Source organism: Rhizobium sp. KDH_Rht_773_N (assembly GCF_052946295.1).
Genome location: NZ_CM129525.1, coordinates 1,648,217 through 1,673,248 on the forward strand (window position 1 = coordinate 1,648,217; position 25,032 = coordinate 1,673,248).

General features: G+C 62.2%; 17 protein-coding genes and 2 pseudogenes. 15 read left to right on the top strand and 4 right to left on the bottom strand.

What is annotated here, in order from left to right:
• The first annotated feature begins 26 nt into the window (after window positions 1-26).
• The 7 genes from phnD to ACU8HS_RS08455 all read left to right on the top strand — a co-directional run bounded on the left by phnD (window position 27) and on the right by ACU8HS_RS08455 (window position 6,524).
• Complete coding sequence (phnD, locus tag ACU8HS_RS08425; protein WP_112564975.1) at window positions 27-935, top strand: phosphonate ABC transporter substrate-binding protein; 909 nt, start codon at window positions 27-29, stop codon at window positions 933-935.
• 164 nt (window positions 936-1,099) lie between these two features.
• Window positions 1,100-2,065: a phosphonate ABC transporter, permease protein PhnE gene (phnE, locus tag ACU8HS_RS08430; protein WP_112564973.1), complete on the top strand. Its 966-nt coding sequence runs from the start codon at window positions 1,100-1,102 to the stop codon at window positions 2,063-2,065.
• A 7-nt stretch (window positions 2,066-2,072) separates the two neighbouring features.
• The gene (gene phnE / locus ACU8HS_RS08435; RefSeq protein ID WP_447015746.1) at window positions 2,073-3,419 is read left to right on the top strand and encodes a phosphonate ABC transporter, permease protein PhnE; all 1,347 of its coding nucleotides are present in this window, start codon (window positions 2,073-2,075) and stop codon (window positions 3,417-3,419) included.
• Window positions 3,420-3,557: 138 nt separating this feature from the next.
• A complete protein-coding gene (locus ACU8HS_RS08440) occupies window positions 3,558-4,253 on the top strand; it encodes a DUF1045 domain-containing protein (RefSeq protein ID WP_112564969.1) in 696 nt (231 codons plus the stop codon).
• Window positions 4,254-4,265: 12 nt separating this feature from the next.
• Window positions 4,266-5,405: an alpha-D-ribose 1-methylphosphonate 5-triphosphate diphosphatase gene (locus ACU8HS_RS08445; RefSeq protein ID WP_112564967.1), complete on the top strand. Its 1,140-nt coding sequence runs from the start codon at window positions 4,266-4,268 to the stop codon at window positions 5,403-5,405.
• Window positions 5,405-6,001, top strand: coding sequence for a phosphonate metabolism protein/1,5-bisphosphokinase (PRPP-forming) PhnN (gene phnN / locus ACU8HS_RS08450; protein ID WP_112755376.1), 597 nt, complete (start codon window positions 5,405-5,407; stop codon window positions 5,999-6,001). The genes ACU8HS_RS08445 and phnN overlap by 1 nt, the downstream gene beginning before the upstream one ends.
• A gap of 19 nt (window positions 6,002-6,020) precedes the next feature.
• Window positions 6,021-6,524 (top strand): GrpB family protein, encoded by a 504-nt coding sequence (locus tag ACU8HS_RS08455; protein WP_112755119.1) that lies wholly within the window; start codon window positions 6,021-6,023, stop codon window positions 6,522-6,524.
• An 18-nt stretch (window positions 6,525-6,542) separates the two neighbouring features.
• Here the strand turns inward: ACU8HS_RS08455 and ACU8HS_RS08460 are convergent, their stop codons facing one another.
• Window positions 6,543-8,882, bottom strand: a complete 2,340-nt coding sequence (locus ACU8HS_RS08460) for a DNA translocase FtsK (RefSeq protein ID WP_447015747.1) — start codon at window positions 8,880-8,882, stop codon at window positions 6,543-6,545.
• Window positions 8,883-9,269: 387 nt separating this feature from the next.
• Window positions 9,270-12,269 carry a DNA polymerase I gene (polA, locus tag ACU8HS_RS08465; RefSeq protein WP_447015748.1) on the bottom strand — a complete coding sequence of 1,000 codons (3,000 nt, stop codon included), beginning with the start codon at window positions 12,267-12,269 and terminating at the stop codon, window positions 9,270-9,272.
• A gap of 425 nt (window positions 12,270-12,694) precedes the next feature.
• On the opposite strand from polA, the gene ACU8HS_RS08470 reads away from it, so the two are divergent.
• The gene (locus ACU8HS_RS08470; protein WP_112564958.1) at window positions 12,695-13,111 is read left to right on the top strand and encodes a MarR family transcriptional regulator; all 417 of its coding nucleotides are present in this window, start codon (window positions 12,695-12,697) and stop codon (window positions 13,109-13,111) included.
• A gap of 27 nt (window positions 13,112-13,138) precedes the next feature.
• On the opposite strand, the gene ACU8HS_RS08475 is transcribed toward ACU8HS_RS08470, so the two are convergent.
• A complete protein-coding gene (locus ACU8HS_RS08475) occupies window positions 13,139-14,206 on the bottom strand; it encodes an MHYT domain-containing protein (RefSeq protein WP_447015749.1) in 1,068 nt (355 codons plus the stop codon).
• A 186-nt stretch (window positions 14,207-14,392) separates the two neighbouring features.
• Between ACU8HS_RS08475 and ACU8HS_RS08480 the strand changes: the two genes are divergently transcribed.
• The 7 genes and pseudogenes from ACU8HS_RS08480 to ACU8HS_RS08510 all read left to right on the top strand — a co-directional run bounded on the left by ACU8HS_RS08480 (window position 14,393) and on the right by ACU8HS_RS08510 (window position 24,602).
• On the top strand, window positions 14,393-15,781 hold the full coding sequence (locus ACU8HS_RS08480) for a dipeptidase (RefSeq protein WP_113412633.1): 1,389 nt from the start codon (window positions 14,393-14,395) through the stop codon (window positions 15,779-15,781).
• A 471-nt stretch (window positions 15,782-16,252) separates the two neighbouring features.
• Window positions 16,253-17,440, top strand: a pseudogene (locus tag ACU8HS_RS08485) (IS3 family transposase).
• Between the two features lie 137 nt (window positions 17,441-17,577).
• Window positions 17,578-17,943: pseudogene (locus ACU8HS_RS08490) on the top strand (SH3 domain-containing protein); the annotation flags it as partial.
• A 470-nt stretch (window positions 17,944-18,413) separates the two neighbouring features.
• Window positions 18,414-20,729 (top strand): transglycosylase domain-containing protein, encoded by a 2,316-nt coding sequence (locus ACU8HS_RS08495; RefSeq protein ID WP_447015750.1) that lies wholly within the window; start codon window positions 18,414-18,416, stop codon window positions 20,727-20,729.
• A 312-nt stretch (window positions 20,730-21,041) separates the two neighbouring features.
• A complete protein-coding gene (gene dnaK / locus ACU8HS_RS08500; protein ID WP_112564948.1) occupies window positions 21,042-22,952 on the top strand; it encodes a molecular chaperone DnaK in 1,911 nt (636 codons plus the stop codon).
• Window positions 22,953-23,034: 82 nt separating this feature from the next.
• On the top strand, window positions 23,035-24,177 hold the full coding sequence (gene dnaJ / locus ACU8HS_RS08505) for a molecular chaperone DnaJ (protein WP_112564946.1): 1,143 nt from the start codon (window positions 23,035-23,037) through the stop codon (window positions 24,175-24,177).
• Between the two features lie 218 nt (window positions 24,178-24,395).
• Window positions 24,396-24,602, top strand: coding sequence for a hypothetical protein (locus ACU8HS_RS08510; protein ID WP_007813896.1), 207 nt, complete (start codon window positions 24,396-24,398; stop codon window positions 24,600-24,602).
• Between the two features lie 36 nt (window positions 24,603-24,638).
• Here ACU8HS_RS08510 and ACU8HS_RS08515 read toward each other — a convergent pair whose 3' ends face one another.
• On the bottom strand, window positions 24,639-25,004 hold the full coding sequence (locus tag ACU8HS_RS08515) for a helix-turn-helix domain-containing protein (protein WP_112564944.1): 366 nt from the start codon (window positions 25,002-25,004) through the stop codon (window positions 24,639-24,641).
• Window positions 25,005-25,032: the final 28 nt, after the last annotated feature.

Below are 25,032 nucleotides of genomic sequence, written 5' to 3' on the forward strand. Positions count from 1 at the left end.
GGCCCCGGTCATTCAGGAGAGAACCCATGTTGAAGAAAGCACTTTTTGCTGCAACGGCGATCCTGTCGCTCGCAGCCGGCGCTGCCAATGCCGCTGACCTCAAGGAATTCCGCGTCGGCATCCTCGGCGGCGAAAACGAAACCGACCGCCTGCGCAACTACGCCTGCCTTGCAGACCACCTGAAGCAGGAATTCGGCTTCGAGAAGGTTTCGCTCTTCCCGGCCGCCGACTATGACGGCGTTATCCAGGGCCTGCTCGGCGGCACGCTCGACTTCGCAGAACTCGGCGCTTCCGGTTACGCAGCCGTTTACCTCAAGGACGCCAAGGCCGTTACGCCGATCCTGACGACGCAGCAGAAGGACGGCTCGACCGGTTACTACTCGATCGGTCTCGCGCTGAAGTCCTCCGGCATCAAGACCATCAAGGACGCCAAGGGCAAGAAGCTCGGCTACGCCGATCCGGACTCCACCTCGGGCTACCTCGTTCCGCTGACGCAGATCCCGAAGGACACGGGCATGCCGAACGACAAGTTCTTCGCGTCCACGCAGTTCAACGGCGGCCACGAGAACAACCTGCTCGCAGCTTATGACGGCAAGGTCGACGTTGCCGTCGACGACTCCTCGGGCATCGGCGACTTCAAGGACGGCTACACCTCCGGTACTTTCCGCAAGGAAGTCGACAAGGGCGCAGTCGACCCGAACAAGCTCGTCGAAGTCTGGCGTTCGCCGCTGATCCCGAACGGCCCGCTCGTCGTTCGCAACGCTCTCGGCGAGGAATGGCAGAAGAAGCTCACCGACTTCTTCATGGCTCTGCCGGAGAAGGACCACAAGTGCTTCACCGCTATCGAAGGCGGTGACTACAAGGGCTACGCCCCGGTCAAGCACGACTTCTACAACGCCGTTGTCGACGTTCGCAAGGCTGCTATCGGCGGCTGATTACGCCATCCGTATACGGGGCGGCCGGCGACGGCCGCCCTTTTCTTGTGACGACAGCGCCGCGCGACAGACGCGCAAAGGACGCTGCAGCACTTTAAATTGCTGCATGATTTCATCCTTAAACCGCGCCCGATTTAAGGAATGATGCAGGAGGCGAGGCATTGATGACTATTGCCGATACACAGCCGCATGTGCCGCTGCAGAGCACGAAGGAAATCGCCACGGCCTGGGACCGGATGATCGCCCGCCGGCGTTTCTACACCGCTCTTGGCCTGGTGATCCTCATCGTCGCCTTCGTCAGCTCCGTCCGTTTTGCTGACGAGAGCAATGCCGGCCATTTCTTCGACCGCCTGCCGCATCTCTTCGATTTCCTGAGCTGGCTTATCCCCAAGGACTGGACCGACGTCTGGCGCGCGCTTTTCGACATAGCGAGCCCGAACGACAAGGGTGGCGAAGAATTCAATTTCGCCAATGGCCGCGTCTATGTCTGGGGCAGCTTCTATATCCCTGAATATTTCGAGCTGATGATCGTCACGATCAACATCGCGCTCGTCTCGACCATCGTCGCCTTCATCTTCGCCGTTCCGCTCAGCTTCTTTGCGGCGCGCAACCTGACGAAGAACTGGCCGCTTCGCATCTTTACCAAGCGCCTGATGGAATTTCTGCGCGCCTTCCCCGAGATCGTCATTGCCGGCCTGTTTTCGGCGATCCTTTCGATCGGCCCGGTGGCCGCCATCATCGCCATCACGCTCCACACGATCGGCGCGCTCGGCAAGCTTTTCTACGAAGTCGCCGAAAATATCGACATGAAGCCGGACGAAGGCATGCGGGCCGTCGGCGCAAACTGGATCGAGCGCGTGCGTTTCGCCGCCCTGCCGCAGGTCATGCCGAACTACGCCTCCTATGCGCTGCTGCGCCTCGAAATCAACGTGCGCGCATCGACGATCATCGGCGCCGTCGGCGGCGGCGGTATCGGCGAGGAGCTGAAGCTTTCCATTTCGCGCGGCTTCGGCGCCAAGACCGTGGCTCTCGTGCTGCTGCTCTTCATCACCATCGTGGCAGTGGACCAGTTCTCCGCCTGGCTGCGCCGCCGCCTTGTCGGCGAACACGCCTTCCTCCTGCAACATTGAGGCTGCCATGACGGTCATCGACGCACACCGCATGCATGAGATCGAAACGCGCTATCCGGAATATTTTCACCGCTCCTTCCGCCAGCGTTTCGGCGGCCTGCTCATCGTTCTCGCCACTATCCTCTACGGCATCTACGCCGTCTGGTTCTTCGACCTGCCGAAGCTCGTCGCCGAAGCCCATTGGGAACGCTTCGGCATCTATATGAGCCAGTGGGTCAGCTATGACGTGCAGCCGGAATTCCGCATCGAGGACGACGGCACGATCCAGACGCGCTACCCGCGCTTCTCGCCGCTCGGCGACGATCCGCACCCGGACTGGGTCAAGGCCAATGCCGACGGCAGCATCACGGTTGTCGTCAGCGGCAGCGGCCGCACGGTGACGGTCAGCAAGGGCCAGACGACGATCGTCGCCCATGGCATGACGGTGCCGGTCGACGTTTCCAGCGGCGCGCCGAAGGTCGTCGGCCCGGTGCCGGACTGGATGACCGTCTATGACGACAACGTGCTCGCCGATCTCGGTTTTGCCGGCGACGTCAGCATTTCCGCCGACCGCGTGAAGGTGCGCAAGCGCTTCATCGGCTGGGCCAATTTCGTCTTCGACACGCAGTCGCCCTTCTTCGACAAGCCCGTGAGCGAAGTGGTCAGCCTGATCGTCTCCGGCCCGCGCATCGACCCCGACCAGTCGAACCTGTCGCTGGCATTCGACAATATCTGGAACAACAGCGCCTGGCAGCATGGCGACGTCTGGACGAAGCTCTTCCAGACGATCGTCATGGCCTTCCTCGGCACGCTGCTCGGTTCGCTCGCGGCCTTCCCGCTCGCCTTCCTGGCGGCGCGCAACATCACGCCGAACAGGTTCCTCAACCAGGCCCTGAAGCGCTTCTTCGATTTCCTGCGCTCGGTCGACATGCTGATCTGGGCGCTGTTCCTGACGCGCGCCTTCGGCCCCGGCCCGCTTGCCGGTTCCGGCGCCATCTTCATCACGGAGACGGGCACGCTCGGCAAGCTCTATTCGGAGGGCCTTGAAAACATCGACAACAAGCCGCGCGAAGGCGTGAAGTCGACGGGCGCCTCGACCGTGCTGGTGCACCGCTACGGCATCATGCCGCAGATCGTCCCCGTCATCGTCAGCCAGACGCTCTACCAGTGGGAATCGAACGTGCGCGGCGCCACGATCATCGGCGCCGTCGGCGCCGGCGGTATCGGCCTCAAGCTCTGGGAAGCCATGCGCACCAATTCCAACTGGGAGAACGTCGCCTACATGGTCATCCTGATCCTGATCGTCGTCTTCCTGTTCGATACGGCATCGAACGCCCTTCGCCATCGGCTGATGGGCACCAGGGCGGGTCATTGAGCCGGTTAAAAGATGGTGATGGCGCCGCCGTCATCATCATTCTGTCATGGAAATCTTTTAGCCGGAGCGTGCTTGCGGTTCGCCGCCAAATCACTGCACATTGCGCTCCCCGTTCGGACGATCTCCAGGATAAAAGCCTTGCGCTACGCTCTCTATTTTTCGCCGTCTCAGGATGATGCCTTGACGGAAGCGGCCTCCGTCTGGCTCGGCCGCAATGCCTTTACCGGCGAGACCCATCCTGCGCCCGAACATGAGACGCTGCCGGCTGCCGAACAGTTCGAGCTGACGGCCGATCCGCGCCGCTACGGTTTCCACGCGACGATCAAGGCGCCGTTCGAACTTGCCGCCTCCGTGACCGAAAGGGACCTTATGGCGGTCGTCGAAGATTTCGCCGCCAGAACGCCGGCCTTCGACATTCCGGAACTGGTGCTCGGCCAGCTCGGCCATTTCTTCGCGCTCGTGCCGGGCACGCTCCATCAACCGCTTCAGGATTTTGCGGCAACAGTGGTAAAGTCGTTCGAGCCCTTCCGGGCCGCGCTCTCCGAGGCCGATATTCTCAGGCGCAAACCGGAAAGGCTGAGCGAGAGCCAGCGCAGCAATCTCCTGCGATGGGGCTACCCTTATGTCATGGAAGACTTCCGCTTTCACATGACGCTGACCGGCCAGGTGCCGGAAGAACGGGCCGAAGTGATGAAGGCTATCCTGGCCGAGCGTTTCGCAGGTTTCACCGGCAGGCCGCTTCGTATTTCCGGCCTTGCCGTCTTTAGCGAGGAGGCGCGCGGCGCGCCTTTCAAAGTCCACACATGGCTGCCGCTTGCTGGCGCCAGAAGCTGAGAGTTTTCCGACATGAGCAAAGAGACCGTTCTTTCAAACGCCCGCATCGTTCTCGAGGACGACATCCTCTCGGGCGCCATCCTCATCCGTGACGGCAAGATCGCCGACATTTCGGAAGGCAGCTCGGTAGCCGGCGAAGATTTCGAAGGCGATTATATCATTCCCGGCCTCGTCGAGCTTCACACCGACCATCTGGAAGGCCATTATTCGCCGCGTCCGGGCATCCGCTGGAACAAGACGGCGGCCGTCCAGGCCCATGATGCGCAGATCGTCACTTCGGGCATCACCACCGTCTTCGACTGCCTGCGCATGGGCGCGGACGAGGATGGCGGCTTCGAGCATGGCGAGATGCGCGAGATGGCCGATGCCATCCAGTCGGCCGAAGAGGAAGGCCGCCTGCGCGCCGAACACCTGATCCATCTGCGCTGCGAGGTTTCGGCCGACAACGTGCTGCAGCATTTTGCCGATTTCGAGAAGGACCCCTATGTCCGGCTCGTCTCGCTGATGGATCACGCACCCGGCCAGCGCCAGTTCCAGACGATGGATCAGTATGTCTATTACTACCAGAAGAAGCGCGGCCTGACCGATGAGGAATTCGCCCGTTTCTGCGCCCGCCGCATCGCCGAATCCGAGCGCAATTCCACGCCGCATCGCGAGGCGATCTCCAGGGTCTGCGCCGAGCGCGGCATCACCGTCGCAAGCCATGACGATGCGACCTCGGCCCATATCGACGAGGCGATCGAGAACGGCGTTCGCCTTGCCGAATTCCCGACCAGCGTCGAGGCCGCCAGACTGTCGCACGAAAACGGCATGAGCGTGCTCATGGGCGCGCCGAACATCGTGCGCGGCAAGTCGCATTCCGGCAATATCGCCGCCCGCGATCTGGCGCAGCTCGGCGTGCTCGACGTGCTCTCCTCCGACTATGTGCCGCTCAGCCTGTTGCACGCCCCCTTCATCCTTGCCGACGAGGTGGAGGGCATCACGCTGCCGAAGGCGATCGCGATGGTCACGGCAACGCCGGCGCGCACCGTCAGCCTCAACGACCGCGGCCGCATCGCAACCGGCCTGCGGGCCGATCTCGTGCGTGTCCACCGCTCCCACGGCGTGCCGGTGACGCGTTCCGTCTGGCGCGAAGGACGCCGTGTCGCATGATGATGTCGCACGAACCTCATCCGGGTGCGGGTGCCGAAAACGGCATCATGGTCGTCGTCGTCGGCCCGAGCGGCGCCGGCAAGGACACGCTGATGAACCTTGCCGCCCGGCATTTCGACCACCGCGAAGACGTGCATTTCGTCCGTCGCGTCATCACCCGCCACGGCGATGCCGGCGGGGAAGACCATCTTGCCGTTTCGGATACCGGATTCGCATCGATGGAACAGGCCGGTTCCTTTGCCGTGTGGTGGGAAGCGCATGGCCTCAAATACGGCATTCCGGCCGAGGTTTCCGTGTCGCTCGCCAAGGGGCACATCGTCGTGGCCAACGGTTCGCGTTCGGCACTGCACCGCTTTCAGGCCGCCTTCCCGCGGCTGAAGGTCATCAACGTGACGGCCCGGCCGGAAGTGTTGGCCGGCCGCCTGGAGGCGCGCGGGCGCGAGACGCACGAGGATATCATGGCCCGGCTGGCACGCGGCCCGCTGACGGTGCGCGGCGACTACGACGTCGTGGAACTCGACAATAGCGGCTCGCTGGAAGAAGCCGAGCGCAGGATGATCGATACGCTCGACGGCTTCCTGAAGGAAATCCGCTGAACCGGACGAGAGGAAGAGAATGGCCATTCAGGTTGTCGCCTATGATCCGGAATGGCGCTTCGTCTTCGAGAAGATTGTCGGCGAGCTTGCACCGCTCCTTGCCGATCTCGACCCCGTCTTTCATCATGTCGGCAGCACATCCGTTCCCGGACTGACGGCAAAGCCGAAGATCGACCTGCATGCCGCCTTTGCGGATGCGGATGCGCTTCCCGAAGCCATCAAGCGTGTCGAAACGCTCGGCACCTTCACCTTCCACGGCGACAAATACCGGCAGCAGACCTGGACCTTCACCAGCGGCAAGGGCTCGCACGGAGCGCGGCTCTATCTCTGCACCACCGACAATGCCGTGCTGCGCGACCGGATCGCCTTTCGCGACTATCTGCGCTCACATCCTGAGAGAGCGGATGCCTATGCCGCGCTCAAGCTGCGGCTGATGCGCGAGGCCAATGACGACTGGGATTATTATACCGGTGGCAAGCGAGACTTCGTGCTGGAAACACTCCGTCTCGCCTCGCTTGCCTGATTGTCGGTACCGCAGCGATTATTCGTTGTCGCCGCGGCCCGAGACGATCTCGCGTTTGCCGACATGGTTTGCCGGGCCGACGAGGCCTTCCTTTTCCATGCGCTCGACCAGCGAAGCGGCTCTGTTGTAGCCGATGCCGAGACGGCGCTGGATGTAGGAGGTCGAGCACTTCTTGTCGCGCATGACGACCTTGACGGCCTGCTGGTAGAGCTCGTCGCCATCCTCGGCGCCCATGGCGCTCTTGTCGAAGACGGCGCCGTCCTCTTCATCCTCCGCCTCCTCCTCCTCATCGGCCGTAACCGTATCGAGATATTCGGGGCGGCCCTGTGTCTTCAGGTGCGCGACGACCTTCTCGACCTCGGCGTCGGAAACGAAGGGGCCGTGGACGCGGGCAATACGACCGCCGCCCTGCATATGCAGCATGTCGCCCTGGCCGAGCAGCTGTTCTGCGCCCTGCTCGCCGAGGATCGTGCGGCTGTCGATCTTCGACGTCACCTGGAAGGAGATGCGGGTCGGGAAGTTCGCCTTGATCGTGCCGGTGATGACATCGACCGAAGGGCGCTGGGTGGCCATGATGAGATGGATGCCGGCGGCGCGCGCCATCTGTGCCAGACGCTGGATGGCGCCTTCGATCTCCTTGCCGGCGACCATCATCAGGTCGGCCATTTCGTCGACGATGACGACGATATAGGGCATGGGCGCAAGATCCAGCTCCTGCTGCTCCTCGATCGGCGCGCCGGTCTGCCGGTCGAAGCCGACCTGGACCATGATATGGATGGTCTCGCCCTTGTCGCGGGCCTGGGAGACGCGGCCGTTATAGCCGTCGATATTGCGCACGCCGAGGCGCGACATCTTGCGATAGCGCTCTTCCATCTCGCGCACCGCCCATTTCAACGCCATGACGGCCTTCTTCGGATCGGTGACGACAGGCGTCAGCAGGTGCGGAATGCCGTCATAGACGGAGAGTTCGAGCATCTTCGGATCGACCATGATGAGGCGGCACCGTTCCGGCGTCATGCGGTAGAGCAGCGACAGGATCATGGTGTTGATGGCAACCGACTTGCCGGAGCCGGTGGTGCCGGCAACGAGCAGATGCGGCATCTTGGCGAGTTCGGCGATCACCGGTTCGCCGCCGATCGTCTTGCCGAGGCCGAGCGCCAGCTTGTAGCCGCTCTTGTCGAAATCCTCGCTCTCGATCATCTCGCGGAAATAGACGGTTTCGCGCGTCACATTCGGCAGTTCGATGCCGATGACGTTGCGGCCGGGCACGACGGCGACGCGGGCCGAGAGCGCCGACATCGAGCGGGCGATATCATCGGCCAGACCGATGACGCGGGACGATTTTACGCCGGGCGCCGGTTCGAACTCATAGAGGGTGACGACCGGGCCGGGGCGGACATGGATGATCTCGCCCTTGACGCCGAAATCCTCCAGCACGCTTTCCAGGAGGCCGGCATTCTGCTCCAGCGTCTCCTGCGACATGATCTCGCCAAGCCGCTCCGGCGGCTCCTGCAGCAGGGCACGCGGCGGGAATTCATAGCCGGACGCATCGACCTTTTCGGCGATGACGCGAGCGGGCCGAACCGGGGACGGCGCGGGCGCTGCGATTTCGACACGCGAGACGGCCGCTCCTTCCTGCGGTGCCTCATCCGGCTGGACGAGAGGAGCCTGGGCAGCCGGCGTCGGCACGACCGGGACCTGGGCAACGCGGACCGCCGGGGGACGGACGGGGCGGGCCGGCGCGGGTGCAACGGGCGGCGCTGCGCGCGGTGCCACCGGTGCCGGATTATGCCGGCCGGGACGCCATTCCATGATGCGGAAGCGGGAGATGATCGATTCGGGTTCGGCCTGCGGCAAGACAATGGCCTGACCGCGCGACGGCTCGGCCTGCGTCTCCTCGAAGGCCATGACTTCCCAGAAGGCGAAATCCGAAATGGAGGAAAGCTCCGACGCGGCCCGCAATGCGGTCTCGACGGGGGCTGCGGCAACCGGCTGCGGTTGCGGCTGCGGCGCGACCGGCTCGGCCACTTCGGGCAGATAGATATCGAAGGGCACGTTCACCGTGATCGGCGCGCGCATCTGCGGCGCTGGCAGGGGGCGCGGCGCTGCCACGGCCTGCGGGGGAGGCGCGACGATTTCCTCGCGGACCGGCTTTTCCGGCGCGTGGCGCTTGCTGATCAGCGTTTCCGGCGTGCGGGTGAAGCGAACGTTCGGGGCAAGCGAGAAATTGCTCTGCCACAACGGCGGAACCGGCTTTTCGCCTTCATGTTCCAGGGGCGCATTTTCCGCGGGATGTTCGGCTTCAAGTCCGGAGGAGAAATCTCCGGCATCCGTCAAATTGGTTCTTGGAAAACGCATGCGACAGCTACTCACTCATGCCTAATAATTTCTGACATTCTTCCGGATAGAAAATGAAGGTTAATAAGTTCCTTCCAGCCGTCCCGATACGGGACGGCGTTGATGAGGAAAGCTCACTGATTTCAGGGGCTTGAGTCTGACGGAAAAATCTTTGGGGTGACGCGGCGAAGCGTCTTGGGGCGCATCGCGGCCATTCACGTTCGCCTGCAGCGCTTTAAGCTCTTGTTTTCACATGTCGTTACGGCAAAACCGCTGCACACTTTTGCGCGACATGCTTTGTTTCGCCGCATGTCGTTACCGCAAAACCGCTGCACACTTTTGCGCGACATGCTTTGTTTCGCCGCATGTCGTTATCGCAAAACCGATACACACTTTTGCGCGACATGCTTAGTGCGCTTCGTCCCAATTGGTGGCGGCACGGGCGTCGACCCGCAGCGGCACCCGCATTTCAAGCGCCGGCGAGGTGGCGTTTTCCATGACCGAAACAATGATCGGCATCGCCTTTTCGACGTCGTCGTCCTCGACCTCGAAGATCAGTTCGTCGTGCACCTGCAGGAGCATGCGGACCCGCTCGGCAAGACCGGCCTCGGCAAGCGCCGGCTCGATCTTGATCATGGCGCGGCGGATGATGTCGGCGGCAGAGCCCTGAATCGGTGCGTTGATGGCGGCGCGCTCGTTGAAGGCGCGCACCGAAGGGTTGGAGGAGCGGATTTCCGGATAGTTGATCCGGCGGCCGAAGATGGTTTCGACATAACCCTTGTCGCGGGCCATCTGCTTGCGGCTTTCCATATAGTCGCGGATGCCGGGGAACCGCTCGAAATATTTCTTGATGTAGTCGCCGGCTTCCGAGCGCTCGATGGACAGCTGGTTGGCGAGGCCGAAGGCGGAAATGCCGTAGATGATGCCGAAATTGATGGCCTTGGCGCGGCGGCGCACCTCGCCCGGCATGCCTTCGACCGGCACGCCGAACATTTCGGAAGCGGTCATGGCATGAATGTCGATGCCGTCCTCGAAGGCGCGCACGAGCTGCGGGATTTCAGCGACATGGGCGAGCACGCGCAGCTCGATCTGGCTGTAGTCGGCCGAGATCAGCTTGTGGCCGGGCGACGAAATGAAGGCGGTGCGGATCTTGCGGCCTTCGGCGGTGCGCACCGGAATGTTCTGGAGGTTCGGCTCCGAGGAGGACAGGCGACCGGTCGTCGTCGACGCCAGCGAATAGGAGGTATGCACCCGCTTCGTCTGCGGATGGATGTAACCGGGAAGGGCGTCCGTATAGGTCGACTTCAGCTTGGTGAGCTGGCGCCAGTCGACGATCTTGCGCGGCAGTTCGAAGCCGGCTGCCGCGAGATCTTCCAGCACGCTTGCCGAGGTCGACCACTGGCCGGTCTTGGTCTTGGTGCCGCCGGCCAGCCCCATCTTGCCGAAGAGGATATCGCCAAGCTGCTTGGGGGAGCCGATGTTGAACCTTTCTCCCGCAAACTGGTAGATTTCATCCTCGTACCTGGCCGCACCCTGGGCCAGCTCCCCCGACAGGCGCGACAGGATCTGGCGGTCGACCGTGATGCCGCGCTCTTCCATGCGCGCCAGAACGGGCACGAGCGGGCGCTCCAGGCGCTCGTAGACGCGCGTCAGCTGGGTGGCGGCAAGGCGCGGCTTCAGCACCATCCAGAGGCGCAGCGTCACGTCGGCGTCTTCCGCCGCATAGTGGGTGGCGCGCTCGATATCGACGAGGTCGAAGGTGACGTTTGACTTGCCGGAACCGGCAACGTCCTTGTAGGCGATCGGCGTGTGGCCGAGGAATTTTTCCGACAGCGGGTCCATGCCATGCGCGCCGGTGCCGGCGTCGAGCACATAGGATATCAGCATCGTATCGTCGAAACTCTTCGTCTCGATGCCGTAGCGCTTCATCAGCAGATAGTCGTATTTCAGGTTCTGCGCGACCTTGAGGATCGATTCGTCCTCAAGCAATGCCTTCAGCCGCGACAGCGCATCGGGCATCGGGATCTGGTTTTCCGCAAGGCCCCCACCGAGCAGGTCGCCGACGCCCGTCTTGTGTCCAACAGGCACATAGGCGGCACGGATGCGCGTGCCTGTCGGGTCGCTTGCATTGTCCGCGATCGCCAGGGAAAAGCCGACAAGCTCCGCCTGCATGGCGTCCAGCGAGGTCGTTTCCGTATCGAAGGCAACGAGGCCGGTCTCCCTTGCATCGGCGATCCATCGATCGAGGGTCGCAAGGTCGCGGATCGTCACGTAGGAGGAATGGTCGAACGGCAGGTTCGCAAAAGCCTCGGCACGCGCCCTGGCGAGATCGGCCGGGGCGAACGTGCCTTCGACAGCGGTCTTTGCCTTTGCGCGCGGCGCAACCGCGACGGCTTCGCCGCCCATGTCGGGCACTGCGCCGGCAACAGGTTCCGGCTCGGCCGCGTCCAGATCCGGGCCATGCGCGTCCGCACCCCATTCGATCTTCACGAAGGCAGGCTCGATCTCGCTGGCATCGCAATTGCAGAATTCGGCGACACGGCGCGTCAGCGTCGTGAATTCCATGGTCTTCAGGAAGCCGATCAGCTTGGGGCCGTTCTGCGGTTCGAGAACCAGCGCGTCGAGATCCAGCTCCAGCGGCACGTCGGTGCGCAGGCGCACCAGCTCACGCGAGAGCTTCGCCTTGTCGATATTGTCCAGGATCGTCTGGCGGCGCTTTTCCTGCTTGATCTCGTGGGCGCGCTCGAGAAGCGTGTCGAGATCGCCATATTCGGCGAGAAGCTGGGCCGCGGTCTTCGGGCCGATGCCTGGAATGCCGGGCACGTTGTCGACGGAATCGCCGGTCATGGCCTGCAGGTCGATCATCTTTTCCGGCGGCACCCCCCATTTCTCGATGACGTCGGGGATGCTGATCTGCTTGTCCTTCATGCTGTCGTACATGTGGACATTCGGGGTGACGAGCTGCATCAAGTCCTTGTCGGAGGAGACGATCGTCACGTCGGCGCCGACGGCTTCGGCCTGCCGGGCATAGGTGGCGATGATGTCGTCGGCCTCGAAACCTTCCGTCTCGATGCAGGGCAGGTTGAAGGCGCGCGTCGCTTCGCGGATCAGGCCGAACTGCGGCACCAGCTCTTCGGGCGGGGCGGCACGGTTCGCCTTATAGGCGTCATAGAGATCCTTGCGGAAGGTCTTCGACGAATAATCGAAAATGACGGCGAGATGGGTGGGCGTCGCGGCCACATCGGTGCTGCGTGCGTCTCTCAGCAGCTTCCAGAGCATGTTGCAGAAACCGGAGACGGCGCCGACCGGCAGGCCATCGGATTTGCGGGTTAGCGGCGGCAGCGCATGAAAGGCCCGGAAGATGAAACCAGAACCGTCGACAAGGAAAAGATGATCGCCTTTTTTCATGGCAGCATGGATAGCGCGACGACCAGACAAGGTCCATATAAACTTGGCTGCGCAAAAAGATTCCGCCTCACCAAACTGTTACCAATTTGTAATAGGCGGTTTTTTCTCTTTCCCTTGAAAAACCACATTCTCAATAACAAATCAGAGCTACCGGCGCTTGATCGCGCCGCGGGTCTGATAGCCGGCTTGTCCCCCGCCCGCATCAGGCTTGGACAAAGGCCTCATCCCCCTCTCCGGGCCTTTGTCCCCATTTTCAAGCCGCCATGGCCCTCCTCCAGGCCGTGGCGGCTTTGTTTTTCAGGAACTTGCCTCAACTCTCGAAAATTTAAGAGCTTGCCGCATATGTTTTGATGGATCGTATGCGATTTGTTGCATTGCCGACTGCCCGATTTTGAGCCTAACTTACAATCATGGGATTTAATCGAATGGACTCCGGTGCCTACCTTGCCAGCCAGCTGGCCAAGGGTTTTGCCCGCTCGCTGCATCAGCGCGCGGCGGGACTCGGTTTTTCTCCCGGCCAGTTCCCGATCCTGCTGGAGCTTTGGGCCGAAGACGGGCTGACCCAGAAGCAGCTTCTGGAGCGCGTCGACATCGAACAGGCGACGATGGCCAACACGCTCTCGCGCATGGTGCGCGACGGGCTGATCGAGCGGCGCCCGCACCCGACCGACAAACGGGCGCAACTGATCTTCCTCACCGAGAAGGCCAAGGCGATGGAGGCTGAGGCGATCGACACGGCGCGCGAGGCCGATCTTGCGCTGTTCAAGGGCTTCCGGGTCTTCGAGCGGGAGCTGATGCTCGAATATATCCGGCGCCTCATCAACAACGCCAAGGCACTCTGAACCACTGCGACGGACGCCCGCTTCCGCTCAGCGTCCTGCAGGGCCTGACGCGATCGCCGTGTCGCAGCACCTGCGGCGTGTGAGGTCGCGAACGACGAGAACATCGCAATGGCGGCCGCGATAGACGATCCGCCGCGTGACGACCTCGACAGGGATTGCCCTCTCGTCCTTGGCAATCAGCAGCATTTCCCGGTGATCGCTTTCCTGCCCGCCCTGGATGAGGGCCAGGACCGCGGAGGGAATGTTGCCGGTGAGCTCCGCAAGCTTCCAGCCGGACAGGCTGAGGAAGCGCTCGTTGGTGCTGACGATCCTGCCTTCGCGCAGAATGACGAGCCCTTCCTGCGAAACATTGGCAAGGCCGCGAAGATCGGTCAGGTGGCTTTCCAGGAAGACCGCGCCGAAGGCCATGAGGATGAGGCCGGTTGCGACGACCATGACGATCACCGCAAGCACCTCGGGCTGGAGCGCCATCGCGGGCACGTCGCGCGTCGGGTCCGGCACCAGCGTGACGCTGCTCATCGAGATGAAATGCAGCGTGCAGATCGCCAGCACGAAGCCGCCGGAGGATGCGACGGATCGTATCAGACCTTTCAGCTTGAAGAAGGCGAGAAAGGCGGCCGTCGCGAAGGCCGCGCAGGAGCAGAAGGCAACGACTGGGGTGAAGGAATCGTAGACGATCACGGCCTGGGCTTCGATCGCCTGCATGCCGGTCAGATGCATGGCCGTGATGCCAAGCGCCATCAGCACGCCGCTGAACGCAAGGGCGTATCCGGTCCTGCTTTCCGAGGCGATCCATATGGCCACCCAGGAGCCGAAAATCGACAGGAACACGGACAGAAAGGTGAGACTAAAATCGTAACTGATCGGCATGCCGCCGTCATAGGCGAGCATCGCGATGAAATGCGTTGCCCAGACGCCTATGCCGCAGGCAAAGGCTGACGTGCCGATCCAGAGTTTTCGCTGGCCGATATCGCATTCCTGGGCCCGGAAAAGCAGGAGCATGGCGGTCAGGCTGCCGACAAGGCTGACGATCACGGCGGCAATGACGAGCCGCCCGTCATGATTATCCCTGATGCAGGCAATGACAGAGAACATTCGCCACCTCGAAGCCGACCTTCGACCAATGCTATTTAGGGTTTTCCAAATAACCGCAAATTGCATCGGGTTCCGCCACTTCATCTATTGTAGCATTTGGCGCCAGGATGACATCTCGAAAATTTGACGCTCGAAACCGCAGCCAATTGAGTCTATCGTCCGGCCGAATTTCAGAAGGAGTCGGAAATGACCGAATTAAATCCAGTCCTTGCGCGCGCGGACCAGAACCTCGATTCGAGCCTCGAGAAGCTGTTCGAGTTGCTGCGCATCAAGTCGATCTCGACCGATCCGGCCTACAAGGCCGAATGCCGCAAGGCAGCCGAATGGCTGGTGGCCTATCTCAAGACGCTGGGCTTCGACGCCTCGGTTCGCGACACGCCCGGCCACCCGATGGTGGTCGCCCATCACGAAGGCGCCACGGCCGACGCACCGCATGTCCTTTTCTACGGTCACTACGACGTGCAGCCGGTCGATCCGATCGAGCTTTGGGAAAACGACCCTTTCGAGCCCGCCGTCAAGGATGCCGGCAACGGCCGCAAGATCGTGACCGGTCGCGGCACCGCCGACGACAAGGGCCAGCTGATGACCTTCGTCGAGGCCTGCCGCGCCTATAAGGAGATCAACGGCGCGCTTCCCTGCCGCGTCACCATTCTTTTCGAAGGCGAGGAAGAATCCGGTTCGCCGTCGCTGAAACCGTTCCTCGAAGCCAATGCCGCCGAACTCAAGGCCGACTACGCCCTGGTCTGCGACACCAGCATGTGGGACCGCGACACGCCGGCAATCGCGGCCGCTCTTCGCGGCCTTGTCGGCGAGGAAGTCGTGGTGACGGCTGCCGACCGCGACCTGCATTCCGGCCTCTTCGGCGGTGCCGCCGCCAACCCGATCCATATTCTCGTGGAAGCGCTTGCCGGCCTGCATGACGAGACCGGCCGCATCACGCTTGAAGGCTTCTACGACGGCGTGGAGGAAACGCCTGCGAACATCAAGGCCTCCTGGGAAGCGCTCGGCAAGTCGGCGGAAAACTTCCTCGGCGAAGTCGGCCTCTCCATCCCTTCGGGCGAAAAGGGCCGCTCGGTGCTCGAACTCACCTGGGCGCGCCCGACGGCCGAGGTCAACGGCATCTGGGGCGGCTATACCGGCGAAGGCTTCAAGACCGTCATTGCCGCAAAGGCATCGGCGAAAGTTTCCTTCCGCCTCGTCGGCACGCAGGATCCGGCAGCGATCCGGGAAAGCTTCCGCACCTACGTCCGCTCGAAGATCCCGGCCGACTGCTCCGTCGAGTTCCATCCGCATGGCGCCTCGCCGGCCATTCATCTTTCCTACGACTCGCCGGTTCTGACCAAGGCGCGCAACGCGCTTTCCGACGAATGGCCGAAGCCCGCCATCGTCATCGGCATGGGCGGCTCGATCCCGATCGTCGGCGATTTCCAGAAGATGCTCGGCATGGAATCCCTGCTGGTCGGCTTCGGCCTTTCCGACGACCGCATCCACTCGCCGAACGAGAAGTACGAACTCGCCTCCTACCACAAGGGCATCCGCTCCTGGGTGCGCATCCTTGCCGCACTGAAGGCCTGAAACGAAAAAGGCGTGCCCGCGGTCTGCGCGGCACGCCATCCGAAATCTGCAAACAAAAAGGCCGGGGCAAACCGGCCTTCCGTTATCCGCCTCATCTCAGTGCCAGTACATCCGTGGTCAAAGGAGAAGCGGATAGTGCACAGCCAGAGTGATCCCGAAAGGTTTACGGCCGGTAAACGGCCTGCTTAACCAGATCGCGGAAACGATGCGCAGATAGTGCGCACGACATTTCCGGGCTGCGATTTCTGAAGGATAATATCGGAAGCCGCCCCTTCTATTTCAAGACCCCTTGCAAAACTTCGGCCGCCGTTCAAGCTGCGTTCATCCTGGAATTCTTATAAGTCTTTGAAAGACAAGGTGAAACCTGTGCGGCATGACCTGCGCCGCCAACGCTCTATCTTTGCCGTTGACCTTGCCCCGTTGAAATAATCCATTTTGAAGTAAGCTCTGGCCCATTGAGAGGACCAGGGAATGAAGCGCAACCGTTTCACAGACGAACAGATCATCGGGATTCTGAAGGAGCACGAGGCTGGCACGCCGGTCTCGGAGCTTTGCCGCAAGCACGGAGTCAGCGATGCCAGCATCTATAAATGGAAGGCCAAGTTTGGCGGCATGGATGTGTCGGAAGCCAAGCGACTGAAGACGCTGGAGGACGAGAACACAAAGCTGAAGCGGCTTCTGGCGGATGCGATGCTCGACAATGCTGCTTTGAAAGACCTTTTGGGAAAGAAGTGGTGACGCCCGCAGCAAGGCGGAAAGCTGTCGCGCATATGATGGGTTACCACGAGATGAGCGAACGGCGGGCGTGTAAAGCCATCGGCTTTTGCCGGATGACGATCCGTTACGAAACCAGGCGCAGCGATGACTATGACCTTCGCGAGCGGATGAAGGCGCTGGCGCATGAACGCCGCCGCTTTGGATATCGACGCCTTCATGTGCTGCTCAGGCGAGGGTCACCTTGTGAACCACAAGCGGCTCTTCCGGCTCTATCGGGAGGAGAAGCTGACGGTGCGCAAGCGCGGTGGCCGCAAGCGAGCGATCGGCACACGCGCACCGATGCTGATCCCGCTTGCCCTCAATGATCGTTGGTCGCTGGACTTCGTCTCGGATCAACTCACTGACGGACGCAGGTTCCGAGTGCTTACGGTCGTGGACGATTGCACCAGGGAGTGCCTGGCACTCATCGCCGATACCTCACTTTCCGGTCTGCGGGTTGCCCGTGAGCTTGACCGGATCATCGAGGCGCGTGGCAAGCCAAAGATGATCGTCAGCGACAATGGCAGCGAGTTCACCAGCAACGCGATCCTGCAATGGACGGACCGGACCAAGGTGGAATGGCACTATATCGCGCCCGGCAAGCCGATCCAGAACGCCTTCATCGAAAGCTTCAATGGGCGGCTGCGAGATGAGCTCTTGAATGAGACCCTCTTCTCGTCACTGACGCACGCTCGATCAGCGCTTTCAAACTGGCGCAGCGATTACAACGATCATCGACCGCATTCCGGCCTCGGCTGGCTGACACCTGCCGAGTTCGCTCAGACCATCAACCCGCGACGTGATGCGGTGCTGCGCAGCCGCAATGGCTCCGCACCGCAACCCGCCGCTACCGCCCCAAACACAGCAACCCAAAACCGCTGGAGCGAACTCAAAACCGGATAAAACTTGGGGGCAAGGTCACCGTGCCGGAAAGCGTCGTATTGCGACGCCTGGCGCCGATCGTTTGTCGCGAGGAGTAAAAGGTGAAACATATTCTTCTGAAAATTGCCGCGGGCGGCCTGTTGCTGCTGGCGCCCGCCATGGCCGAAGCAGCGCAGGGCATTTCGACTGCGAATGTGAACATGCGCGCCGGTCCGAGCACGCGCTATCCTGCCGTTGCCGTCATTCCCAACGGAACGCCGCTGCAGATCCGCGGCTGCCTTGCCGATACGCCCTGGTGCGACGTGGAATTTTATGGCGGCCGCGGCTGGGTTGCCGGTCAATATGTCCAGGCGACCTATGAGCGGCGGCGGATCTATGTCGGACCGCAATATTACCGCCCGCTCGGTATTCCGACCGTGACCTTCAGCGTCGGTCCATACTGGGACCGCTATTATCGCAACCGCGACTTCTACCGGGACCGCGACCGCTGGCGCCGCGGCCCGGACTATTATTACCGCGATCGCGGTCCTTATCGTCCGTGAAGAAAAGGACCCGACGTATCTGGCGATACGCCGGGCCTGATATGGATCGGCGCGTGTTGAGGGGAGACGGCCGATCTGAACGGGACGTGAGGGGTATGTCCCGCTTCGGATAAAACTGCCGCAAAGCCTATTGGTTCCCTCGCCGGCCGGACGATGTGCGCCGCCGGCTCGCCGGCGAGGCGCATATCTACGCGCAAGGACCGGGCAGCATCCTCAGCCGGCTTCCCTCCATCCTGCCGAAGCGGTCGTGCCTGCTCTTTCGCGATGGCCGCGGCGAATGGCGCCCACCGGGGAAAGCTGCGGCCGGCGATGGAGAAAATGCAGGCAGGCAGGGGACTTGGCCGCATCGGCGTTGTTCTTAACAGCCCGTTAATTCGCCGCATTTACAGTTCAATCGGATAAAACCGTCGCCTGGTGGCGCGGTCTTATAGCAAGGGTTCAGCCACTTCACGATGGTAGCCAGACGCAGATCAGACGACAGGATCGAACCGTCCTTCAACGGCCGCGGCCGCGAGGAGGATGACGAATTTGCGCTCGATGCCGATGAGCGCATCGACGGGCGGCACGCTTCCAGGCGTCCGTCCAGGCCGCCCGCTCCCCGCCGCGCGCCGGCAAAGCGCCGCCCCGAACGGCGCGAACGCGAAGGCGGCGGCCTGTTCGCGTTCCTGCGCAGGGTCGTCTACTGGTGCATCGTGCTCGGCATCTGGGCCGGCATCGGCGTTGCCGGGCTGGTGCTCTACTATGGTTCGCGCATGCCGAGCGCCAGCACCTGGGCAATTCCGGAACGGCCGCCGAACGTCAAGATCACCGCCGTGGACGGCAGCGTGATCGCCAACCGCGGCGCGACCGGCGGCGAGGCGCTGTCGCTGGACAATATGTCGCCCTATATCCCGGAAGCGATCATCGCCATCGAGGACAGGCGCTTCTATTCGCATTTCGGCGTCGATCCTTTCGGGCTGGCGCGCGCCTTCGTCAACAATCTCACCGGCCAGCCGATCCAGGGCGGTTCGACGCTGACGCAGCAGCTCGCCAAGAACCTGTTCCTCTCGCCCGACCGCACGCTGGAGCGCAAGGTGCAGGAAGTGCTGCTCTCCTTCTGGCTGGAGCAGAAATACACCAAGGACCAGATCCTTGCGATGTACCTGAACCGCGTCTATTTCGGCTCGAACGCCTATGGCGTGGAAGCGGCGGCGCGACGCTATTTCAACAAGTCGGCGCGCGACGTGAATCTCGGCGAAGCGGCGCTGCTTGCGGGCCTCGTCAAAGCGCCGTCGCGGCTTTCACCGGCGCGCGATCCGGAAGCGGCCAATGCCCGCGCGCAGGTCGTGCTGCAGGCAATGCGCGACCAGGGCTATATCAGCGCCGACGAGATCAAGACCGCCATGTCGCAGACGCCGGCTTCTGCCCGCAGCTACTGGTCGGGCGCCGGACAATATGTCGCCGATATGGTGATGGACGAGCTGCAGGGGCTGGTCGGCGACGTGAAGGAAGACGTCATCGTCGATACGACGATCGACAGGACGCTCGAAAAGAAGGCGGAACAGTCGCTGGCCGGGGTGCTCGACAAGGAAGGCGGCAAGTTCGATGCGTCGCAGGCGGCCCTTGTCTCGATCGACGGCACGGGCGCGATCCGTGCGCTGGTCGGGGGCAGGGATTACGCGGCAAGCCAGTTCAACCGCGCCGTCAAGGCCAAACGCCAGCCAGGCTCTTCCTTCAAGCCTTTCGTCTATGCGGCCGCGCTCGAAAAGGGCCTGACGCCGGATAGCGTCTTCAACGACGCGCCGATCCGCATCGGCAACTGGACGCCCGAAAATTACGAGAAGAAATATAATGGCGAGGTAACGCTGAGGACCGCGCTCGCCAAGTCCCTGAACACGGTGGCCGCCCAGCTGGTGATGTATGACGGGCCGGACCAGGTGATCAAGCTCGCCCATCGCCTCGGCATCGAATCGGAGCTGCAGCCCAACGCCTCGATCGCGCTCGGCACCTCGGAAGTCTCGCTCATGGAGCTGACGGCCTCCTATGCCGCCTTCATGAACGGTGGCTACAAGGCGACGCCGCATGTCATCCGCAGGGTGACGACCGCCGACGGCAAGGTGCTTTACGAGAACACCTACGACAATCCGCCGCGCGTGCTGTCCGAGCAGATCGTCGCCGAAATGAACATGATGATGATGGGCGTCATCAACGGCGGCACGGGTTCGAGCGCCAAGCTTCCCGGCTGGCAGGCGGCCGGCAAGACCGGCACGACGCAGAATTCGCGCGACGCGCTGTTCGTCGGCTTTACCAGCAACCTGACGACGGGCGTATGGTTCGGCAATGACGACGGCAGGCCGATGAAGAAAGTGACCGGCGGCGGCCTTCCGGCCAAGGCCTGGAAGGAATTCATGGTGGCCGCGCACAAGGGGCTTTCGCCGGCACCGCTGTTCGGCATGGGCCAGACGTTTGGCGATCCCGCCGCCAATCCCGGCGTCGATCCCAACACTGGCCAGCCGATGGCGCAGGCGCAACCGGCGCCCGAGCAGCCTTCGACGGTCGGCAGCATCATTTCCGGCGTCTTCGGCGGCAATGACGACCTGAACCGCTATCCGCCGGCGCCCGGACAGCCGCGGGCGATGCCGGCCAATGGTAGACCCGTGCCGCCCGCCGATGTCGCCGGCGGCGGCTATGACGACATGGTGCCGCCCGGTGATGTCGGCGGGCCGCAGGCATCGTCAGGGGCGCAGCCGCACCGCACGACGCTGCTCGATCTGATCATGGGGCAATAGGGACAGTAGACAGTATTGAAAGGGATAAGATAGCTTGCGGGAGCACGTCCCGCGCAAGGCTCGGCACGCAAGATTTGCACGGTTTGACGGTGCGAAGCAGACCCTTTTCCGGCTACTGTAAAAATTGAATGCAACACATTCGTTTTGCTGGATTCCGGGCCATTTCTCGCCTTGCAGTCCAGAAAACCGCTCCTTATATACGCCGCATCACCGCAATCACGATTGCGTAATCTTAGTAGACCCATCCCGTAAGGGGCTGTCAGGGAAATGCCTTTCCGGGGTTCCGACAGCTTGCTTCAAGGAGAGAATGACATGGCAAAAGTAATTGGTATCGACCTTGGAACGACAAATTCCTGCGTCGCAGTCATGGACGGCAAGGACGCAAAGGTCATTGAGAATGCGGAAGGCGCGCGTACGACCCCTTCCATGGTGGCCTTTTCCGATGACGGCGAACGCCTCGTCGGGCAGCCGGCCAAGCGCCAGGCAGTCACCAACCCCACGAATACCCTCTTCGCCGTAAAGCGCCTGATCGGCCGCCGCTACGACGACCCGACCGTCGAAAAGGACAAGGGTCTCGTTCCTTTCTCGATCGTCAAGGGCGACAATGGCGACGCCTGGGTCGAAGCCAACGGCAAGGGCTACTCGCCCGCACAGATTTCCGCGATGATCCTTCAGAAGATGAAGGAAACCGCCGAATCCTATCTCGGTGAAAAGGTCGAAAAGGCCGTCATCACCGTTCCCGCCTACTTCAACGACGCGCAGCGCCAGGCAACCAAGGATGCCGGCCGCATCGCCGGTCTTGAAGTGCTGCGCATCATCAACGAGCCGACCGCTGCCGCGCTCGCCTACGGCCTCGACAAGAAGGACGGCAAGACGATCGCCGTCTACGACCTTGGCGGCGGTACCTTCGATATCTCGATCCTCGAAATCGGCGACGGCGTCTTCGAAGTGAAGTCCACCAACGGCGACACCTTCCTCGGCGGTGAAGACTTCGACATGCGTCTCGTCGAATATCTCGTTGCCGAGTTCAAGAAGGACAACGGCATCGACCTGAAGAACGACAAGCTCGCCCTGCAGCGCCTCAAGGAAGCTGCCGAAAAGGCAAAGATCGAGCTGTCCTCTTCGCAGCAGACCGAAATCAACCTGCCGTTCATCACGGCCGACGCTTCCGGCCCGAAGCACCTGACGCTGAAGCTGACCCGCGCCAAGCTGGAAAGCCTGGTCGACGATCTCGTTCAGCGCACGATCGCTCCGTGCAAGGCCGCCCTCAAGGATGCCGGCGTCACCGCTGCCGAAATCGACGAAGTCGTTCTCGTCGGCGGCATGAGCCGCATGCCGAAGGTGCAGGAAGTCGTCAAGCAGCTGTTCGGCAAGGAGCCGCACAAGGGCGTCAACCCGGATGAAGTCGTCGCTCTCGGCGCCGCCATCCAGGCCGGCGTTCTGCAGGGCGACGTCAAGGACGTCCTGCTTCTCGACGTGACCCCGCTGTCCCTCGGCATCGAGACGCTGGGCGGCGTCTTCACCCGTCTGATCGAGCGCAACACGACGATCCCGACGAAGAAGAGCCAGACCTTCTCGACCGCGGAAGACAACCAGCAGGCCGTCACCATCCGCGTCTCGCAGGGCGAGCGCGAAATGGCTGCCGACAACAAGCTGCTCGGCCAGTTCGACCTCGTCGGCCTGCCGCCGGCACCGCGTGGCGTTCCGCAGATCGAAGTGACCTTCGACATCGACGCCAACGGCATCGTGCAGGTTTCGGCCAAGGACAAGGGCACCGGCAAGGAACAGCAGATCCGCATCCAGGCCTCCGGCGGTCTGTCCGACGCCGACATCGAAAAGATGGTCAAGGATGCAGAGGCCCATGCTGCCGAAGACAAGAAGCGCCGCGAAGGTGTGGAAGCCAAGAACCAGGCCGAAAGCCTGATCCACTCCACGGAAAAGTCGCTCAAGGATTACGGTGACAAGGTTTCCGAAGCCGACCGCACCGCAATTTCCGATGCGATTGCCGCTCTGAAGTCCGCAACGGAAGCGACCGATGTCGATGCCGAGGACATCAAGGCCAAGACCCAGACGCTCATGGAAGTTTCCATGAAGCTCGGTCAGGCGATCTACGAAGCCCAGCAGGCCGAAGGCGGCACGACCGACGCTTCGGCTGATGATGACAATGTCGTCGATGCCGATTACGAAGAGGTCAAGGACGACGATCGCAAGAAGTCCGCTTAACCGGCGGGCTTGCGGCCTACGCTAGACGATAGACATCCGGCTGCTCACCATGGCAGCCGGAAATCCATTTCCGGGGCTTAAATTGGCAAAAGCGGACTTTTACGAAACTCTGGGTGTAGCCAAGACGGCGGATGAGAAAGAGCTGAAAAGCGCCTTCCGCAAGCTGGCAATGAAATACCATCCGGACAAGAACCCGGATGACAAGGACGCCGAACGCAAGTTCAAGGAAATCAACGAAGCCTACGAAACGCTGAAGGACCCGCAGAAGCGCGCGGCCTACGATCGTTACGGCCATGCGGCCTTCGAGCAGGGCGGCATGGGCGGTCCCGGCGGCTTCGGCGGCGGCGCCGGATTTGCCGGCGGCGGCTTCTCCGATATTTTCGAGGATATTTTCGGCGAGATGATGGGCGGCGGCCGCGGGCGGCAGCGCTCTTCGGGCGGCCGCGAACGTGGCGCCGACCTTCGCTACAATATGGAAATCTCGCTGGAGGAAGCCTTCTCCGGCAAGACGGCGCAGATCCGTGTTCCGACGTCCATCACCTGCGACGTCTGTTCCGGTTCCGGCGCCAAGCCCGGCACGCAGCCGAAAACCTGCGGCACCTGCCAGGGCTCCGGCCGTGTGCGCGCCGCACAGGGCTTCTTCTCGATCGAACGCACCTGCCCGACCTGCCACGGCCGCGGCCAGATCATTCCCGACCCGTGCCCGAAGTGCCACGGCCAGGGCCGTGTAACCGAAGAGCGCTCGCTCTCGGTCAACATCCCGGCCGGCATCGAGGACGGTACCCGCATTCGCCTGCAGGGCGAAGGCGAGGCCGGCATGCGCGGCGGCCCGGCGGGCGATCTCTATATCTTCCTGTCGGTAAAGCCGCACGAATTCTACCAGCGCGACGGGGCCGACCTCTATTGCGCCGTGCCGATCTCCATGACGACGGCCGCGCTCGGCGGCACTTTCGACGTGGCGACGCTCGACGGCACCAAATCGCGCGTCACCGTTCCCGAAGGCACGCAGGCCGGCAAGCAGTTCCGCCTGAAGGGCAAGGGCATGCCGGTACTGCGCTCCAGCCAGACGGGCGATCTCTATATCCAGATCCAGATCGAGACGCCGCAGAAGCTTTCCAAGCGCCAGCGCGAGCTGCTGCAGGAATTCGAGCAGCTCTCCTCCAAGGAGAACAATCCGGAATCGACGGGCTTCTTTGCCCGCATGAAGGAATTCTTCGAGGGCTGATCCCGGCGCTCGACCCCGGCATTTGGCAAGGCTACGAAGCCGGAGGTTCCGCCTCCGGCTTTTTCATGTGCGTTCCAATTCGGCACACCTGTTTCAAGCCGGGACGCATGCCTGCGCGCGGACGTTTTGTGTTAACGCACAGATCCGATGAGACTTGCAAGTTGGTGAAATCCATACTGTCTTTGGCGCGCAGTCCGGGACTAACAGAGGGTATCTCCATGTCGGCAACGAACTTTTCAAATTGCCTGTCCGAAGATGTCGATGCGCTGGCGGGTGCGCTCTATTCGTGGTGCGCCGAACGCAACATCAAGCTCCGCAGCCAGCAGGGCCTTTCGATCGCCAGCATCGCGATCGACCTCTATCATGCCGGACATCAGACGCAGGATGCCCTGCTCGTCGCACTGCACGAGCGCGAGCTTCACTGAGGCACCGTCAATTTCAAGGATGCGGGCTGCAGCGCCTCAAGCGGCGTTTTCGGCTGTCTCACCGCATATGAGGCTGAGGATCGTCTTGACCGCCTGCTTGCCGGCAACCGAACTCAACCTGTCATAGCTGACCGCCAGTTCATAGGCCTCGGGGCTCAGCTCGACGCGGTTGGCAAACTGGGAAATTCCCGTGCCCTCGAAAAGCTCGGAAATGTCCACGCCGAGAAAGACCGCTATCTGATGCAGCTTGCTGGCAGAGACGCGGTTCGTGCCCTTCTCGTATTTCTGGATCTGCTGGAATGTAAGGCCGAGTGCTTCGCCGAGTTCCAGTTGAGAAACACGTCGGCGCGCGCGAAGCTGTCTCACGTTGCGACCGACAATGATATCAATCGGATCTGGCACTGCTGCACTCTCTCCCCGGTAAACCCGT